The sequence below is a fragment of the Leisingera aquaemixtae genome, assembly GCF_001458395.1.
Lineage (GTDB): Bacteria > Pseudomonadota > Alphaproteobacteria > Rhodobacterales > Rhodobacteraceae > Leisingera > Leisingera aquaemixtae.
The window spans coordinates 205,688-222,989 of record NZ_CYSR01000021.1; the positions used below are offsets into that span (position 1 = coordinate 205,688).

12 protein-coding genes are annotated in these 17,302 nt (G+C 61.2%); 10 read left to right on the forward strand and 2 right to left on the reverse strand.

The window, feature by feature from the left end:
* Window positions 1-155: 155 nt before the first annotated feature.
* A complete protein-coding gene (locus tag PHA8399_RS09535) occupies window positions 156-2,021 on the forward strand; it encodes an ABC transporter ATP-binding protein (protein ID WP_058286152.1) in 1,866 nt (621 codons plus the stop codon).
* A 102-nt stretch (window positions 2,022-2,123) separates the two neighbouring features.
* On the opposite strand, the gene PHA8399_RS09540 is transcribed toward PHA8399_RS09535, so the two are convergent.
* On the reverse strand, window positions 2,124-2,804 hold the full coding sequence (locus tag PHA8399_RS09540; RefSeq protein WP_058285916.1) for a TIGR04283 family arsenosugar biosynthesis glycosyltransferase: 681 nt from the start codon (window positions 2,802-2,804) through the stop codon (window positions 2,124-2,126).
* 99 nt (window positions 2,805-2,903) lie between these two features.
* On the opposite strand from PHA8399_RS09540, the gene ygfZ reads away from it, so the two are divergent.
* From ygfZ to PHA8399_RS09575, 7 genes are all read left to right on the forward strand, one after another.
* Window positions 2,904-3,638: a CAF17-like 4Fe-4S cluster assembly/insertion protein YgfZ gene (ygfZ, locus tag PHA8399_RS09545; RefSeq protein WP_058285917.1), complete on the forward strand. Its 735-nt coding sequence runs from the start codon at window positions 2,904-2,906 to the stop codon at window positions 3,636-3,638.
* Window positions 3,635-4,438, forward strand: coding sequence for a fructosamine kinase family protein (locus PHA8399_RS09550; RefSeq protein ID WP_058285918.1), 804 nt, complete (start codon window positions 3,635-3,637; stop codon window positions 4,436-4,438). Before ygfZ ends, PHA8399_RS09550 begins: the two co-directional genes overlap by 4 nt.
* Before the next feature lie 72 nt (window positions 4,439-4,510).
* Window positions 4,511-5,056, forward strand: a complete 546-nt coding sequence (locus PHA8399_RS09555; RefSeq protein ID WP_058285919.1) for a hypothetical protein — start codon at window positions 4,511-4,513, stop codon at window positions 5,054-5,056.
* A gap of 468 nt (window positions 5,057-5,524) precedes the next feature.
* Window positions 5,525-7,909 (forward strand): hypothetical protein, encoded by a 2,385-nt coding sequence (locus PHA8399_RS09560; protein WP_145977016.1) that lies wholly within the window; start codon window positions 5,525-5,527, stop codon window positions 7,907-7,909.
* Between the two features lie 135 nt (window positions 7,910-8,044).
* A complete protein-coding gene (locus PHA8399_RS09565; RefSeq protein ID WP_058285921.1) occupies window positions 8,045-10,747 on the forward strand; it encodes a class I SAM-dependent DNA methyltransferase in 2,703 nt (900 codons plus the stop codon).
* Complete coding sequence (locus tag PHA8399_RS09570; protein ID WP_058285922.1) at window positions 10,747-12,810, forward strand: DEAD/DEAH box helicase; 2,064 nt, start codon at window positions 10,747-10,749, stop codon at window positions 12,808-12,810. Before PHA8399_RS09565 ends, PHA8399_RS09570 begins: the two co-directional genes overlap by 1 nt.
* A gap of 10 nt (window positions 12,811-12,820) precedes the next feature.
* Window positions 12,821-14,077, forward strand: a complete 1,257-nt coding sequence (locus PHA8399_RS09575) for a GIY-YIG nuclease family protein (protein WP_058286153.1) — start codon at window positions 12,821-12,823, stop codon at window positions 14,075-14,077.
* A 310-nt stretch (window positions 14,078-14,387) separates the two neighbouring features.
* Here the strand turns inward: PHA8399_RS09575 and efp are convergent, their stop codons facing one another.
* Window positions 14,388-14,951, reverse strand: a complete 564-nt coding sequence (gene efp / locus PHA8399_RS09580) for an elongation factor P (protein WP_058285923.1) — start codon at window positions 14,949-14,951, stop codon at window positions 14,388-14,390.
* A gap of 217 nt (window positions 14,952-15,168) precedes the next feature.
* On the opposite strand from efp, the gene PHA8399_RS09585 reads away from it, so the two are divergent.
* Complete coding sequence (locus PHA8399_RS09585) at window positions 15,169-15,486, forward strand: DUF6280 family protein (protein WP_008556013.1); 318 nt, start codon at window positions 15,169-15,171, stop codon at window positions 15,484-15,486.
* Window positions 15,487-15,682: 196 nt separating this feature from the next.
* The gene (locus PHA8399_RS09590) at window positions 15,683-17,143 is read left to right on the forward strand and encodes a cobyric acid synthase (protein ID WP_058285924.1); all 1,461 of its coding nucleotides are present in this window, start codon (window positions 15,683-15,685) and stop codon (window positions 17,141-17,143) included.
* Window positions 17,144-17,302: the final 159 nt, after the last annotated feature.

A 17,302-nucleotide genomic window follows, 5' to 3' on the forward strand; every position in this document is an offset into this window, starting at 1 on the left:
TCCTGCCACACTAGCCGTACGGCGCGCCGGGTCAATTCCGCAGAGCGCTGCGTCACGGCGAATTGCTTGCGCCCTGCTGCCCACCTGCTTAAATGGCGCTGGAACGACAGGGAAAGGCCCGCAATGACACGAATTTCCTGCCGGAAAGCGCTGCAATGAGCCAGAAACCGCACAAGTCCTCGAAGGAGCTGTTCGGCTGGCTGTGGCGCGGATACCTGCGCCATTACATCGGGCTGCTGGGCGTCGCCGTGATCTTCATGCTGGTGGAAGGCGCCACCATGGGGGCGCTTGGCTACATGATGCAGCCGATGTTCGACCTGGTGTTTGTCGCGGGCAATTCCGACGCGCTGGTCTGGGTCAGCCTGGCGTTTCTGGCGATCTTCACCCTGCGCGGCGTGTCCAGCGTCACCCAGAAAGTGCTGCTGAGCAAGGTGTCGCAAACCTCTGCCGCGCATCTGCGCAAGGACATGCTGGCCCGCCTCATCCGCCAGGACCCGGCGTTTCACCAGCAGCACCCGCCGGGGCTGCTGATCCAGCGGGTGCAGTCGGACGTCAATGCGATCAACGCGGTCTGGCAGGCGGTGATCACCGGCGCGGGCCGCGATCTGGTGGCGCTGGTGGCGGTGCTGGGCGTGGCCTTCAGCATCGACTGGCGCTGGACGCTGATCCTGCTGATCGGGGTGCCGGTGCTGCTGCTGCCGATCGCCTCGATCCAGCGCTACGTGCGCAAGAAAGCGTCGCGGGCGCGCGATCTGGGGGCCGATCTGGCGACCCGGCTGGACGAGATTTTCCACGGCATCGTGCCGGTCAAGCTGAACCGGCTGGAGGAGTATCAGGCCCGCCGGTTTGGCGAACGCCAGGACGAATTTGTCCGCTCCGAGGTGAAGGCGGCCTTTGGCACCTCCTCGATTTCCGGGATGACCGACATCATGGCGGGCGTCGGCTTCATGGCGGTGCTGCTCTATGGCGGCAATGAGATCATCGCCGGGGAAAAGAGCGTCGGCCAGTTCATGAGCTTCTTCACCTCGATCGGGCTGTCGTTTGAACCGATGCGGCGGCTGGCCAATATCTCGGGCGTGTGGCAGGGCGCGGCGGCGGCCCTGGAGCGGATCAAGGAGCTGCTGGACGCGCCGATCCTGCTGAGCGAGCCTGCCGCGCCGAAGCCGGCGCCAGAGGGGCTGCCGGAGATCCGGCTGGAGGGCGTTGGCCTGTCCTATGGCGACGCCCGGATCCTGCAGGGGCTCAACCTGGCGGCCGAGGCCGGCAAGACCACGGCGCTGGTCGGGGCCTCCGGCGCGGGCAAGTCGACGATCTTCAACCTGCTGACGCGGATGGTCGATCCGCAAACGGGGTCTGTTACCGTCGGCGGGGTCGAGGTTCAGGACCTGAACACCGCCGACCTGCGCAGCCTGTTTTCGGTGGTGACGCAGGATGCGATGCTGTTTGACGAGACCTTGCGCGAGAACATCGTGCTGGGGCGGACTGATGTCAGCGACGAAGAGCTGCAGGCGGCGCTGGATGCCTCGCATGTGGCGGATTTCCTGCCCAAGCTGGAGCACGGCCTGGAAACCCGGGTCGGCCCGCGCGGCTCGGCCCTGTCGGGCGGCCAGCGGCAGCGGGTGGTGATCGCACGGGCGCTGTTGCGCAACACGCCGGTCTTGCTGCTGGACGAGGCGACCTCGGCCCTGGATGCCCAGTCGGAGAAGGTCGTGCAGCAGGCGCTGGACAAGCTGGCGGGCGGGCGCACCACTCTGGTGATCGCGCATCGGCTCTCGACCATCCGCAACGCCGACAAGATCGTGGTGATGGACCGCGGCCGGGTTGTGGACCAGGGCAGCCATGACGAGCTGCTGGCCCGCGGCGGCATCTATGCCGATCTGTACCGGCTGCAGTTTCAGGACGGTAAGACGCTGGTGGATACCACAAGCATCGCGGCCCAGGCAGAACAGGTGCCGGAGGGCGCGGCGCATAACGGCAAGGAACGCTGGTTCCGCCGCTTTGCCCGCAAGGTGTTCGGGTAGTCAGGATGAACTGTTCCGCCCGGCCGAAAGGCCGGGCAGCGCCCGTCCGCCCCCATGGGCGGGCGCTTCGCTTCCGCCCGCGGACCGGCGCTGCCCTCTCTTCTATTTCCTGTAAGAAGCCGCCAGTTTGTGTGTGTCGCACCCCAGAAAGTAACACGCTAGCGTCCACAGGTTCCGGGTCCCGCGCCGCAGCCAGCCGGCCCGCTGATAGCGCGCCGCACTGGTCAGCGCCGCTGAGGGCAAGGCGGTCAGCCCCTCAAGGCGGCGCACCAGCGCCACATCCTCCATCAGCGGCTGGTCGGGGTAGCCGCCCGCGGCCTCATATTCCTCGCGGCGGATCAGCAAACCCTGGTCGCCGTAGGGCAGCCCGAACAGGCGCGCGCGGAAGTTGGCCCAGCCGGCGACCCAGGCGGGCAGCAGCCCGCGCGCCCGGAAGCGCAGCCGGAAATAGGCGGGATGCCCCTGCCCCTCCTGCACATGCTGCGCCACTGCTGCGGCCCAGCCCGGCTCCAGGCGGGTGTCGGCGTGCAGCACCAGCAGCCAATCGCCCCTGGCCGCTGCGCAGCCCCGGCGCAGCTGGCCGCCGCGCGAGGGCGCGCCGCTGATCCACTCGGCACCTGCGGCCTGGGCGATGGCGCGGGTCTCGTCGGCGGAGCCGCCGTCGGTGATGATCAGCTCGCGGATCAGCCCGGCGCCCAGCCCCTCCATCAGATGCTCCAGGCAGGCGGGCAGCTCCTCCGCGGCGTTGAGGGTCGGGATCACGATACTGACCGGCGCGGGCATGAGGGCCTCCTGGGCGGATTTGCTGTTTTCTTCCGCCCTGCTTCCTATATCACTGGGCCAAGCAGCGAAACGCCCCCAGAGGCACACAGGAGAAAACACATGAGCGACCGCCGTATCCTGCGCCTGAGCGGCAGCGACGCCAAGAGCTTCCTGCAAGGGCTTGTCACCAATAACGTCGACCGGCTGGAAGACGGCTTGGTCTATGCCGCGCTTTTGACGCCGCAGGGCAAGTACATCGCGGATTTCTTTCTGGCGGGCGATGGCGATGCGGTCCTGCTGGACGTGGACGCCGCGCTGGCCGAGGGCTTGCTGAAGCGGTTGAACATGTACCGGCTGCGCGCCGATGTGCAGGTGGAGATGACGGAGCTGCAGGTCAAGCGCGGCACCGGGGCGGCCCCGGACGGGGCGCTGCAGGATCCGCGCCACCCGGCGATGGGCTGGCGGCTCTATGGGCTTGAAGGCGGCGATGACGGCAGCGACTGGGACGCGATCCGGGTGGCCCATTGCATCCCGGAAACCGGGGTCGAGTTGGGGCCGGAGAGCTATATCCTGGAGGCGGGGTTTGAGGCTTTGAACGGGGTGGACTTCCGCAAGGGCTGCTATGTCGGCCAGGAGGTGACCGCGCGGATGAAGCATAAGACCGAGCTGCGCAAGGGGTTCCGCACGGTTGAGGTCGAGGGCGCGGCGCCGGTGGGGACGGAGATCACCGCCGGGGGCAAGCCGGCTGGCACGCTGTTCACCCAATCGGGCGGCAAGGGCATTGCCTACCTGCGGTTTGACCGCGCCAAGGGGGAGATGCAGGCCGGGGACGCCCGCGTCACCTGGCCGGAGTGAGCGGGCTGAACCAGACGGTTCTGGCCCTGCTGGGCGCGGAAGTTGCAGGCGCCCGGCCGCTGCATGGCGGCGACCTGTCGGAGGTGCAGCTTCTGTCTTTAAGCGACGGCCGCCGGGTGGTGGCCAAGACCGGGCCGCAGGTTGCGGCGGAGGCGGCGATGCTGCGCGCGATCCGGGCCGCGGGCGTGCCTGCGCCGGAGGTGCTGGGCGTTGCCGGTCCTGTGCTGCTGATGGAGGCGCTGGAGGAGACCGCGGCCAGCACGGCGGGCTGGCAGGCCTTGGGTGGTGCGCTGCGGCAGCTGCATTCGATGACAGGCCGGCAGTACGGCTGGGCGGAGGACTATGCCTTTGGCGCGGTGAAAATCCCCAATGCGCCGCTGCCGGACTGGCCGGCGTTCTGGGCCAGCCGCCGCCTGCTGGCCGCCCCGGACGCCCTGCCCCGCAATCTGCGGCTGCGGATTGAGGCGCTGTGCAAGCGGCTGCCGGACTTGCTGCCCGCCGCGCCGCCTGCCGCCCTGCTGCATGGCGATCTGTGGACCGGAAATGTGCTGTTCAGCGGCGCTGGCGCCTATCTGATCGACCCGGCCTGTTATCACGGGCACGGCGAGGTTGATCTGGCGATGCTGCACCTGTTCGGCACACCGCCTGCGGCGTTTCATGACAGCTATGGCGCGCTGGAGCCGGGGTATGACGAGCGCCGCCGCATCTATCAGCTGTGGCCCGCGCTGGTGCACCTGCGGCTGTTCGGCGCCGGCTACCGGGGGATGGTGGAGGCGCGGCTGGAGGCGCTGGGGGTCTGACAATCCTCTGTTCACATCCTTGCGCTAGGGTCGCGGGCAAAACCTGCGGGTGATCAACGAAAAGGGTGTTTCATGCGACTGATATTCGGGGCCTGCCTGGCTGCGCTGGCGGCCTCCCCCGCGCTGGCGGATTACTGGAATTACAATGACTGGCATGTCGCCACCGAGCCGCATGTGACGGAACAGGACAGCTATCTGAGCTGCCGCGCCTGGACCGGCGGCGATGGCGATCCGATCCTGGCGCTGGAGGTGTTTTCCGGCGATGCCGGCCCGCCCGCAGCCTATCCGATGGCCCAGGTGCAGGAATATGCGGCGCGCCATTACCCGACCATGATGCAGCAGGGCGGCACGGTGGATTTCATCTTTGACTTCGACCGGACGTTCTCGATCGCGGCAGGGATCAATTCAAGGATCAATGAGGAAGGCCTGGCGGAGGCCGAAAGCGTGCTGCGGTTTCAGGACCATGTGCCGATGCTGCAAGCGATGAAACAGGGCCGCTGGGTGGAGATCTGGGCGGGGAACGACATGGTTTATGAGGCCTCGCTCAGCGGCTTCACCGCCGCCTATGGCAAGATGATGGACGAATGCGGCTTCAGCCTGGCGCTGCCTGCGGGGTGATCCATCCGCCGGCGCACAGGTTTTCTGAAAACGTCTGCCAAGAATTTTCAGAACCGCCTTAGGCGCCGCGCGGAAACGGAAAAAGCCGCCCCCGAGGGAGTGACGCATTCCGTGTGGTGGGACACGCTTACAACAAACCCTGTCGCGCAAGTCGCGGCAGGGTTTTGTTTTTGAATGGAAAAATGACGTGCAGATGCTGGTGTAAAAACGCGAAAATCCCGAGAAAATTTTCTCGGGCGCCGCAAGCGGTCACTCGATGCGAAAAAAAGTTTGATCGAACCAAACATTTTCGCTTCTGATTTTCAAAATAGAGCCAATATCCCTCGGTCACAAGCTTGATGTTCGCAGTGGTGCGGAATCCACGGATTTTCTTCCGTGACCACTCCAAATTGCGCGTGGTTTCTGCTTTCTGATCGGAAAAAACGACTCGAGGCGGAACCGCGAAGATCTGAGGTTCCGATGGCAGGCTTGGCTACATTCAACTTCAAACTCTCGCAGCTTTACCCAGGCTCAGGCGAGCACAAGCTCAACACCTGCGGCAATCCGGACTGCTCCAACTTCGGTCATCCAATGACGGAGCGCGCGGCGCGGCGGGAACTCTGGCGATCAAAGCGGCCGGACCTCACTCCAGAACAGCTCAAGCTCTATGAGACCAATGGTCCTGGCGCTTACAAACTGGCTGGCTCCAAGGCGAAGCATCTTCGCGTTTCCAGCGCATTCCAGTTCGATGGCAATCCTCACGAGTGGTCAGATCAGCGGACCATTCGGTGCCTCGGTCAGACACGGGATGGCTCACCATGCAAATCAGGTTTCTCAATCCTCTCCCCGGCCCATCTGGCGGAAGAGGTCGACCGGTTGCGGAACTACAATGGCGTCCTCGACGGACCTTCGTGCGGCGCTTGCGGGGTGCGTCTTCTCGACAAACCTGACGAGTTTGCACTGAATGGCGCTCATGAAAGAACAAAGGACCGGGATGGCAAGCCTGCCAAAAGAAACGCCGCTCCAAAATCCATTCGGGTGGTGCACAAACCGTGCAAGGGCAAGAAAGGCGCGCGCTTTTCTGTGTCCTTGCCTCATGCCGGGCAAAAGAACACCGCGGACAACCTTCGCATCCTCGGTGCAGTCCTGAACAGCGCAGGTATCATTGACATTCAGAGAACCCTAAGCATTGCGACCGGCAAAAGCATCGGCATGTCCCGCATCTACGATCGCATCGCCTGGTTCGAGGAGGTATACCTTGCCTACGAGCGCGAGATGCTGCGCCGCTGGAAGGCAAAGATCGAAAAGAGCGGCGAGTTGATCGAACATCGCCTCAGCCATGATGACATGGTTCTGACAGTGAACTGGGAAACCGCGGCAGACCGGCGGAATACCCAGTTGAACTGCGCGGTCACTGCCGATGCACGTAGCGGTTACGTGTATCGGCTCGATGTTGATTTCGATCCCAGGGCTGCACCCCTTGATGTTTTCAACTCGACTTATCTGGACGAAGAAGGGCAGCCTCAAAACCTCTCGCAAGAATACCCCGGGAGTAAGGTCGCATCGGCGCCGAAGTTTTCATGGCAGCGCCCAACTGGCCGGTTTCATGAAAGCCAGTTCTTTGGGGCCTGCGTGAACGAGATCCGAGCGTTCCAGATATGTGCCAAGCGGCGGATGCCAAAGAGGACGAAGGATCAGCAGGACGAACGCAAAGAGATCATGGACCGCACCGACGGCATGATCGCCAAGATCCGCGAGATCTCCGAAGGTTGGTTTGGGTTCCCCTTCGATGACACCGATGAACGGGGATCGTTCAAGGGCGTCACCACCCGGGACACTTACACGAAGGGGGCGCACTTCATCCTGCTGAAGGAGATGCTGCCTTACGGCTCAATAGTCCTGACGACGGAACAGGAGGCAACACTTCCACCTCTGCTGCCTCATATATTCGACCAGGAGATCCGCGAGAACCGCTTCACCTGGCTTGCGATGTCATTCAATAAGAAGGCGACAAAGCCGGAAAGACAGAGGCTGGTCAACGGCTATCGCCGCGCACGGAAGAAGTTCCGCGACAAAGGATTATATAACGGCCGGTTTGATCCGGACACGGACGAGCAAGCGATCACAGAAGCGTTTATCGCCAGCGGCCTCTCAACAGCCCTTCGGGGCACTTCGTCGCCGTTTCAGATATCCAACTATAAAATCAGAAGCTTTCCGGGCCTGTGGGTGAAGTCGCCAACTGAGGCAAGCGGTGAGATCGGCAAGGTGGTTGGATTTCCAATCGTGCCCCGCCCGCTCCGCCAAACCCTCAAGCAGGTTCCATTCGACCAGGAACAGCTCGATGCCGACCTGCGGAGAGAATTGGCGCCGCTGGTTTACAAGGCGACCTTTCAACCCGTTAGCAGCTTCATGAATTCACTGCGCACGCGCCTCAGCGTTGCGGACCGGGCCGGCAGCGGTGGCGCACGCGTTGGCGGAACCTACATTCAAGGGGCAATCTTCAATCCGAAGATCCTGGTTTCAATCCTCAACATCTACCGGGTCCACTACAACTTCTTCGAGGAGCGCAGCTATGCGTGCCCATATGCAGAGATTGACGACCTGATCGACCCGCCGGTGATGATACAGAGGGCGATGCCGATACCTGGGACGGATGAATTCGTCGACCTCCCTCCAAAACCAAGGCGGGTGCCTGCCAAGAAGACGCCGGCCATGCGGCATGGCATGGATGCCTTCACCAAGAAGAAGGATGGCTCCGAGGTGCCCCCTGACCTCTATCGAGTGCTGTATCGTCCGTGGCTCTACATGGGGACCAAGCTCGGTGCCCGCTTCGAGCGGTCTCGCGGCAAGAGACGACAGTCCCAGGCGGACTGACGAAGAGGAAATGCGTGCAACTGATGGGAATGCCTTGGCTTCCCCACGCGCGCAAGGTTAGGTTGATTTGAATCTGGATTTCCATCGTAAAGAGGCTTTTCCTAACTGTTTTGGGAACAACCCGCCGAGTAAAGCATGAACCCCACCGAGATTTCCGACGCCCTCGAGGCTATTTCAACAGCGCCATTTGATCCGGCCGAGTTTGGCTATGACTTCGCCGCCGCCACGGGCAATGCAAAAGCTACAGTGTCCAGGCTCCGCCCGGGCAAGCGAACTCTGAATAAATCGAAGATCTCAGGCGCGGTCCTGATGAACCGCCGTTTTTATTACATTCCGGCGGAGCTTGGTCAGGCAGATGCAGCCATGGAGCTGCTGCTTTCGGACAAGAAAACCATCCAACACAAGCCGGAGATTTTGATTGCAACCGACGGCCAGGATGTGGTCGCGCGACATCCTGCATCGGGCGATACACTGCGCTGCTCCTTCGTCGACCTTCACCACCATTTTGGCTTCTTCCTGCCCGCCGCGGGCATGACACGGTTCAAGGCCGCGGAAGAAAACGAGGTCGACATCAAGGCCACCGGCAAGCTGGCCAAACTCTACGACGCACTGATCAAAAAGAACCCCGACTGGGCAACTGAAGATCGGCGCCATGACCTCAACCAGTTCATGACCCGGATGATCTTCTGCCTCTTCGCCGAGGATGTTGGGATTTTCCCAAAGGATCAGTTCAGCCGGCTAATCGTCAACCATTCCGGCGAAAAAGGCGTCGAGGCACACCTGGTGATCCGCGATGCCTTCGCTGCGATGAACCTGCCAAAGGACGGCCGCGCCCATCTTCCTGCCTGGACGCAGGAGCTGGAATACGTCAACGGCGGATTGTTCTCGGGTCAGCCGGATTGCCCTGTTTTCGATCCCATCGCCTGGGGCTACCTGCTGGATGCGGCGGGTGAGGATTGGCGCAAGATCAACCCCGACATCTTCGGCTCCATGATCCAGTCGATTGCTGACGCAAAGCGGCGCAGCGAGTTGGGGATGCACTACACCTCTGTGCCGAACATCCTGAAAGTGCTGGGTCCACTTTTCCTGGACGATTTGGATGCCGCCATCGAGAAAGCCTGGGACCGGCCCAATTCGCTGGAAAAGCTACTGACCCGGCTCGGTCGCATCCGGGTTTTTGATCCGGCCTGTGGGTCGGGTAACTTCCTGGTGGTTGCTTACCGGCAACTGCGTGAGCGGGAAATGAAGGTGATGAAGCGCCTGGTGGATTTGACCGGGCAATCCCTGATGAAGTTGAGTTCGACCCTCAGCCTGTCGAGCTTCCATGGGATCGAAATCACTGATTTCGGTGCCGAAACCGCAAAACTTGCCCTGTTCATTGCCGAATACCAGGCCAACGCTGAAATGTCTGAGATGTTCGGGGCCGCGACCGAAACGCTGCCCTTGCGCGACGGCGGCCATATCGTTTGCGCAAACGCTCTGCGGGTGGACTGGCAGACGGTTTGCCCTCCGCCGAAGGGCGAAGAAGAAGTGTATATTGCGGGCAACCCGCCGTTTTTAGGGTCCAACTATCAGTCAAAAGAACAGAAGGTCGATCTTGCCAACGTGTTTACCGGCAAGATTAAAAGTTTTGCGGCCTTCGATTTTGTCGCGGCATGGTTTTACAAGGCCGCAGCGTTCATTCGCGGGCGGAGGTGCAAGGCCGCTCTGGTGGCGACCAACTCTGTTTGCCAAGGCTATTCTGTCGCCGCACTGTGGCCGCATGTTTTGGGGAGTGACCTGGAAATCGGCTTTGCCCACAAAGATTTCAAATGGCGCAACAACGCGTCATCTAATGCTGCTGTCATCTGTTCGATTGTGGGGCTTCAGCCAAAATCAACGGCACTCAAACGGCTGTTCTCGGATGGTGTAGAAACACCCAGCGATCGCATCAACGCCTATCTGGTGAATGGGCCCGAAACCTATGTGGAAACAGAACGCAAAAGCCTTTTCGACCTTCCATTCATGTGCAAGGGAAACCAGCCAACAGACGGCGGCGGCCTGATCCTAACACAGGAGGAACGCGACGACCTGTTGGCGGAGAATCCGGATGCCGCGCAGTTTCTATATAAGTTTGCAGGTTCGCAAGAAATCGTGCGGGGATTCACCCGATATTGCCTATGGATCGAACAAAGCCAAGCGGACGACGCAGCCTGGATTAAACCGATTGGCAGGCGTATCGAGGCCGTGCGTCAGTTTAGGCTGGCCAGCGCCAAGGCACGCACCCGCGACATGGCCCTGCGGCCGTTTGAATTTGATGAAATCCGGGTGCGGCCTGGTAAATCATCAATCCTGGTTCCCAGCGTGACTTCGGAGCGTCGCCCATACCTGCCGGTGGATATGGTCGGGGCGGATGTTATTCCTTCCAACCTCAATTTCGCCCTCTACGACGCCCCGGAATGGTGCCTTGCGCTGATTGCCTCCCGCCTGCATCTGGTCTGGATCGGCACCGTCTGCGGCAAGCTGAAATCGGATTTCCGCTATTCCAACACCCTGGGCTGGAACACCTTCCCAGTGCCTCGGTTTACCCCAGGCCAGCTGGAGCAGTTCGACGCCTCGGCGCGGATGATCCTGAAGACGCGCTACATGCATCACCCCAAGACCATCGCTGAGCTCTACGACCCTGACAAGATGCCAGATGACCTGCGCGAAGTGCATCGTCAGAACGATGAGCTTCTGGAAAGCATGTATATCGGCCGCCCCTTCCGCAATGACACCGAGCGCTTGGAAAAACTGTTCAAACTCTATGCCGCCCGCGTCGAGAAGCTGAAATCAGAACCGAAGAAGGGAGCTGCCTGATGGTCGATCTCATCAAAATGACCTATGGCTCCAAGGGCGGGCCGCGCTCAAACGCGCTGGGAATGCGTGAAATGCAGGCCCGCGTTTACGAGGCCCGCGCCGCGCAATTCATTCTACTGAAAGCGCCACCTGCTGCCGGCAAATCCCGCGCGCTGATGTTCGTGGCACTCGACAAGTTGGAAAACCAAGGGGTGAAGAAGGCCATCGTCGCGGTGCCGGAAACCTCGATCGGCGGATCATTCAAGTCAACCGACCTGACCAGTTTTGGTTTTCATCGGGACTGGGTGGTGAATGAACGGTGGAACCTTTGCCTGTCCGGCGAGGAAGGTAAGGCCAAAGCCCAGAAGGTGAAGACCTTTGAGGACTTCATGGGTTCGGAAGACGAAGTGATCGTCTGCACCCATGCCACCTTCCGTTTTGCTTTCGAGGAGATCGTCGCCAAACGCGGCATCGAGGCGTTTGACGACTGCCTGATAGCCATTGATGAATTCCACCATGTAGCGGCCAGTGATGACAACCGTCTGGGGGAAATCCTGCGCCGCCTTCTGAACCGCGAAAAGGCGCATGTCATGGCTATGACCGGCTCCTACTTCCGTGGCGACAGCGTGCCGGTCCTACGCCCTGAGGATGAGGCCAGGTTCCGCTCGATCACCTATTCCTATTACGAGCAGATCGAGGGCTATGAGCACCTGAAGTCTCTGGGGATTTCCTACGCCTTCTACCGGGGGCGTTACATCTCGGCGATCAAGGATGTTCTGGACACCGATCTCAAGACCATCATCCATATCCCGCATCGCGGCTCGGCCGAGGCCTTTGGCGAAAAGCACGATGAAGTTGGAAAGATCTATGACGCCATCGGTGAACATATCGGCCACGATCCGGAAACCGGCTTCGACCTGGTGCGACGGGAGGATGGGCGTGTTCTGAAAATCGCCGATCTGGTCGACGACGGCCCAGAGAGGGACGGCGTCAAAGCTGCCCTGCAAGCTGAGATCCAGGGAGAGGACGGCAAACGCGACGATGCCGCTGACCGGGCCAAGGTTGATTTGATCGTGGCGCTTGGCATGGCGAAAGAAGGTTTCGACTGGGTCTGGTGCGAACACGCCTTGACCATCGGATACCGAAACAGCCTGACCGAGATCGTGCAAATCGTGGGCCGAGCCACTCGTGATGCGCCTGGAAAATTCCACGCCCAATTCACAAACCTTGTCGCTGAGCCCGGCGTGGAAACCACCGTTGTTGCGGACGCTGTGAACGATATGCTCAAGGCGATCTCAGGTGCTCTGCTAATGGAGCAAGTGCTGGCGCCCAACTTCCGCTTCTACCGGAGAGAGGACGGCGATATCCGGGAACCGGTGCATGTTGACAAGGAAGGCCGCGTTAACATTGGTATCGGCGGGCTTCTGGAGCCGCCCACGCCGCGGGCTCGGGCGATCGTCGAGGATGACATGCAGGATCTGGTCGCCAAGGCCTGCCAAGCCATGGACCGGCGCGTGGTTGCCGATGATGTGGCCCCCGAAGTGGCGACACAGTTGGTGCTGACCGAAATTGTCGAGAAAAGCTACGAGAATCTGACCGCCGAGGAAACTGAAGCGATCCGTCAGGATCTGGCCGCTCGGATGAACCTGATTGGAATGGCGAAACGTCACGAAGATAATCCCGGGTTCAACGACCAGGCCGAGGCGTTCAATGGGAAAAATGAAGAGGACGGTGATGGACCTAACCATTCGCTTCTCAACATGGTGAAGCGCTTCATCAATGTGCGCGAGTTGGACATTGACCTGATCGACTCGATCAACCCTTTTCGCGAAGGGTTTGACGTCGCATCCCGTGCCTTTGATGCGCCGCTGCTAAAGAACATTCAGAGCGCAATGGTCGCGCAACGCATTCAAATGTCTGAAGACGAGGCTCTTGTCCTGTGGCCTCGCATTAAGCGCTTCACAAAGCAAGAGGGGCGTGCACCCAATCCGCATTCGGAAGATCCGCTTGAGAAGCGGCTTGCAGAGGCGCATGCCTATGTTCGCGCAAAGAAAGCGGAACGCCTCCGCGCCGCGGCGGTTTGAGGTAGGAAACATGGCGAGATACAGGTCACTCGATGAAATCTTTGACGAGGAAGATGAGCTCGGCCTTCTGAAAAATGTGAAGCCCAGAAGGCCTGCTTCCTCGACGCCCGATGATCGAAATGCGGAAATCGTCGCTGAAGTAAATGCATTCTATGAAGCCCATGGTCGCCTGCCGGATGAAGGTGGGCAGACCATCGAAGAAATGAAACTGGGGACGATTTGGCAATCCATTCGTGGCATGCCTACAGAGGCTATGCTCGCAGCAGACAAAAACCGGCTTTTGGGGTATGGAGTTCCTGTAAGCGAATTTGCTTTTGAGAAAGAAACCACTGAGGTGCCTCAGGAGCCGTCTTGGCGAGATGAACCTGAAGATGAGGCTGTGCCATCCAGCCTCGACGATATCTTCGCGGAAGACGACGAAGATTTTCCTGAAGCTGTAATCGGTCTAAGGCATGTCACGCCGGCGGCAGAGAGGGAGCAGCCAAGTCACCGTGCGGACATGTTCCCCTGTTCTGATTTCCAACTATTCGAGCAGGGCTTTATCGACATGCAAGCCAAACTGGAAACTGGCGAACGTGATGTCAGCCCCATTGAAGACCGGCAAGAACTGCGGATCAACGAGGGTGACTTTATCATTCATCGCGGGTTGCTTGCCTACATAGCCGAAAAGACTGAACACACCCGCCGCGGAGGGAAGCCAGATCAACGCCTCAGGATAATCTTTTCCAACGGCATGGAAAATGACCCCCTTGTCTCCTCTCTGCGCAAAGCCCTCGCGGCAGATAAAACAGCCCGCTATATTCACAGGCCAGGCCTTGGCCCTCTCGACCCTGAATGGGAAGAGGACGCTTTGGAGCTGACCGGCACCATTTATGTGGCGCGCAGCAAGTCTGAGCGCCCTGAAATAAAAGAGGTTCGTCACATCCTGCACAAGATCGGTGTAACGTCTCAGGACGTTCGACGCCGAGTGGCAGACGCGCGCAATGATGCAACCTTTCTACTTGCCGATGTAGATATCGTTGCAACCTACGAACTGCGAAATCTTTCCAGAATGAAGATCGAAGATCTGCTTCACAGGTTCTTTGATGCTGCCCGTCCTTCTGGCCTGACCATAACAGACCGCTTTGGAAAAAAGGTCTTCCCTCGGGAGTGGTTTTATGTCCTTCCCGAACATGTGGCTGAAGCGGTCAAGCTGATCCAGGATGGAACCATGCATCTCTATCGTTACGATCCGACTGTTCAAAAGATCGAAAGGATCGAGGATTGAAAGCATAACGCGCCGATGATCGGTAAGTATCTCTCAAATGCAAGGGCTTCGTTCGATCACACCAAAAATCTACGACTTGCAGCGGAGAGCAGCAACCAGGCGAAGCAGCCTAAAGTTTCGGGACCGGAGCCTCTTCCGCAAACGCCGATCATAAGCCCATGTGATGATTTATAAAAAACTGCGCCCCTGTGAGGGGCGCAGCGATGTCTGTTTTTCACAGTAGGTTTAAGATAGCTCCGGCCAGTGTCCCACCACACGGAATGCGTCACCGAGGGAGGGCGGCTTTCTCACGTCCGGGACGCGGCCTGGATCAGGCGCGCTCGGAATACTCCATGGTCTCGGTGTTGACCACGATCATCTCGTCCTGGCCGACAAACGGCGGCACCATCACCTTGACGCCGTTCTCCAGGATCGCGGGCTTGAAGGAGTTTGCCGCGGTCTGGCCTTTGACGACCGGCTCGGTCTCGACGATCTTGCAGGTGACTTTCTGCGGCAGGGTCGCGTTCAGCGCCTCGGACTCGTGGAATTCCACCACGATGGTCATGCCGTCCTGCAGGAACGGGCGGCGGTCGCCCAGAAGCTCTGCCGGCAGTTCGATCTGCTCGTAGGTTTCGGCGTCCATGAACACCAGCATGCCGTCGCTCTCATAGAGGAACTGCTGGTCTTTCTGCTCCAGACGCACCTTCTCGACCTTATCGGCGGAGCGGAACCGCTCGTTCAGTTTGGAGCCGTTGCGCAGGTTGCGCATCTCGACCTGGGCAAAGGCGCCGCCCTTGCCGGGTTTGACGTGATCGACCTTCACCGCTGCCCAAAGGCCGCCATTATGTTCCAGGACGTTGCCGGGGCGGATTTCATTGCCGTTGATCTTGGGCATGGAAAAATGCCTTTCAGATGGTTGATGAATTCTTACCAGCCCCTATATCTGGCGGGCTTGGCGCTGGCAAGACAAGGATGTGGTGTGGAATCGGTGAAAAAGGTATGCGCAATTTGCATGAAAGCTATGCATCTGCGCCCTATCCGAATCGTCACAATTCCGCCATAAGCAGCGCTACGCCGAAAATTGCAATAGCAAGAACAACAAGGGATACGAGATGCGAGATTTCGTAGACGGCACCGCTTATAACAACGAGCAAGGCAACCGCGCCCGCAAACTGTTTGCTGCCGTGGTCCTGGCCGCATTGGATGATGCCATCGCCGACGACAAGAAATACGGCAATGGCCCGGAACAAATCGCCCGCTGGGCGCGCTCGCGCGATGGCCGCGAAGTGCTGTCCTGCGCCGGTATCGACCCCAACGAACGGGTGGTCGAAGGCCTGATGGACTTCGTCGGCCGCGGGGTACGGACCTCGGTCGCGCTGTCGCGCGAGGAAAGCGAGCGCCGCAATGCCGCACAGGCTGAAGCCGCCTAAAGGCTGCTGCCAGCATTGCTGAAAAGCGCGCCCTTCGGGGCGCGTTTTTCTTTTGCCTGCGCGAATTTCCCCAACGTCAACCGGTCGCCCCGGGGCAGCGTGCCGACGGTTCCGGCGCAGCCGTTATGGACGGCAGCGTCTAACCTGCTATGCAGGCCCGTGAAATGCGGGGCGCAGGCAGGGAGATGGCAGCGGGATGACACGGGCGCGTTCGATCATGATCCAGGGCACCGGCAGCAATGTCGGCAAGTCTTTGCTGGTGGCGGGGCTGGCGCGCGCCTATGTGCGGCGCGGGCTGAGGGTGGCGCCGTTCAAGCCGCAGAACATGTCCAACAACGCCGCCGTCACGCCCGAGGGCGGCGAGATCGGCCGTGCGCAGGCGCTGCAGGCGCGGGCCGCCATGCGTCCGCCGCATACCGACATGAACCCGGTGCTGTTGAAGCCCGAGACCGATACCGGCGCCCAGCTGATCGTGCAGGGCAAGCGCCGCGGCAGCCAAGGCGCGGGCTCGTTCCTGCGCGATAAATCGGGCCTCTTGGAGGCGGCGCTGGAGAGCTACCGGCGGCTGGCGGCGGACGCGGATCTGGTGCTGATCGAGGGCGCGGGCTCGCCGGCCGAGACCAACCTGCGCAAGAACGACATTGCCAACATGGGCTTTGCCTGCGCGGCTGAGGTGCCGGTGGTGATCGCCGGCGACATCCACCGCGGCGGGGTGATCGCGCAGATCGTCGGCACCCATGCGGTGCTTGAACGCCAGGACCTGGAGCGGGTCGTGGGCTTCCTGGTGAACCGGTTCCGCGGCGACCTCAGCCTGTTTGACGGCGGGCGGGACGATATTGCCGCGCGCACCGGCTGGCCCAGCTTGGGCGTGGTGCCGTGGTTCTGGGATGCTTGGAAACTGCCGGCCGAGGACATGATGGACATCGCCTCGCACAAGGGCGGTGCCTGCAAGGTGGTGGTGCCGCAACTGGAGCGGATGGCGAATTTTGACGACCTGGACCCGCTGGCAGCGGAGCCTGCGGTGACGGTGGAGATCGTGCCGCCGGGCCGCGCCCTGCCCGGCGATGCGGATCTGGTGATCCTGCCCGGCAGCAAGTCGACCATCGGCGATCTCGCCTATCTCCGCCGCCAAGGCTGGGACATCGACATCCTGGCGCACCACCGCCGCGGCGGCCATGTGCTGGGCTTGTGCGGCGGCTACCAGATGCTCGGGCAGACCATTGACGACCCCGAGGGCGTCGACGGGCGGCCCGGCAGGGTCGAGGGGCTGGGCCTGTTGGACGTGCACACGGTGATGGCAGGCGAAAAGCGGGTGACGCTGACCGAGGCAGTGACCCGCGACGGCAACCTGGCGGTAAGCGGTTATGAGATCCACATGGGCCGCACCACTGGCGCCGACTGCGCCCGCGCCTGGCTGAGCATCGGCGGGCGCCCCGAAGGCGCGGCCTCTGCCGACGGGCGCGTCAAAGGCTCCTACCTGCACGGGCTGTTTTCCTCGGACCCCTTCCGCGCCAGCGTGCTCGGGGCCTTGGGGCATGAGAGCCAGGCGGGCTATGAGGACTGCGTCGAGGAGACGCTGGACGCGCTGGCCGGTCATCTGGAGCGCTACATGGATCTGGACCAGCTGCTGGCGCTGGCGCAGCCCGTCACGCTCTGACCCCGCCGGTTGCGGCGGCGCTCCCGCCCCCGCAGGCCTGCCCTGGCTGGCGCCAGAACCGTCCGCGGCCTTGGGCGTGGCGCCGCGCATAGCGCGGCGCCACGCCCAACGGGCAAGCGGCTTTTTCCAAAAGCCGCGCGCCGGGCGGGAGCCCCTTAT

Coding starts and splice junctions, on each gene's coding strand:
- PHA8399_RS09565 (WP_058285921.1), top strand. CDS start 8,045: ATGAACCCCACCGAGATTTCCGACGCCCTCGAGGCTATTTCAACAGCG.
- PHA8399_RS09585 (WP_008556013.1), top strand. CDS start 15,169: ATGCGAGATTTCGTAGACGGCACCGCTTATAACAACGAGCAAGGCAAC.
- PHA8399_RS09575 (WP_058286153.1), top strand. CDS start 12,821: ATGGCGAGATACAGGTCACTCGATGAAATCTTTGACGAGGAAGATGAG.
- PHA8399_RS09540 (WP_058285916.1), bottom strand. CDS start 2,804: ATGCCCGCGCCGGTCAGTATCGTGATCCCGACCCTCAACGCCGCGGAG.
- PHA8399_RS09570 (WP_058285922.1), top strand. CDS start 10,747: ATGGTCGATCTCATCAAAATGACCTATGGCTCCAAGGGCGGGCCGCGC.
- PHA8399_RS09535 (WP_058286152.1), top strand. CDS start 156: ATGAGCCAGAAACCGCACAAGTCCTCGAAGGAGCTGTTCGGCTGGCTG.
- efp (WP_058285923.1), bottom strand. CDS start 14,951: ATGCCCAAGATCAACGGCAATGAAATCCGCCCCGGCAACGTCCTGGAA.
- ygfZ (WP_058285917.1), top strand. CDS start 2,904: ATGAGCGACCGCCGTATCCTGCGCCTGAGCGGCAGCGACGCCAAGAGC.
- PHA8399_RS09590 (WP_058285924.1), top strand. CDS start 15,683: ATGACACGGGCGCGTTCGATCATGATCCAGGGCACCGGCAGCAATGTC.
- PHA8399_RS09555 (WP_058285919.1), top strand. CDS start 4,511: ATGCGACTGATATTCGGGGCCTGCCTGGCTGCGCTGGCGGCCTCCCCC.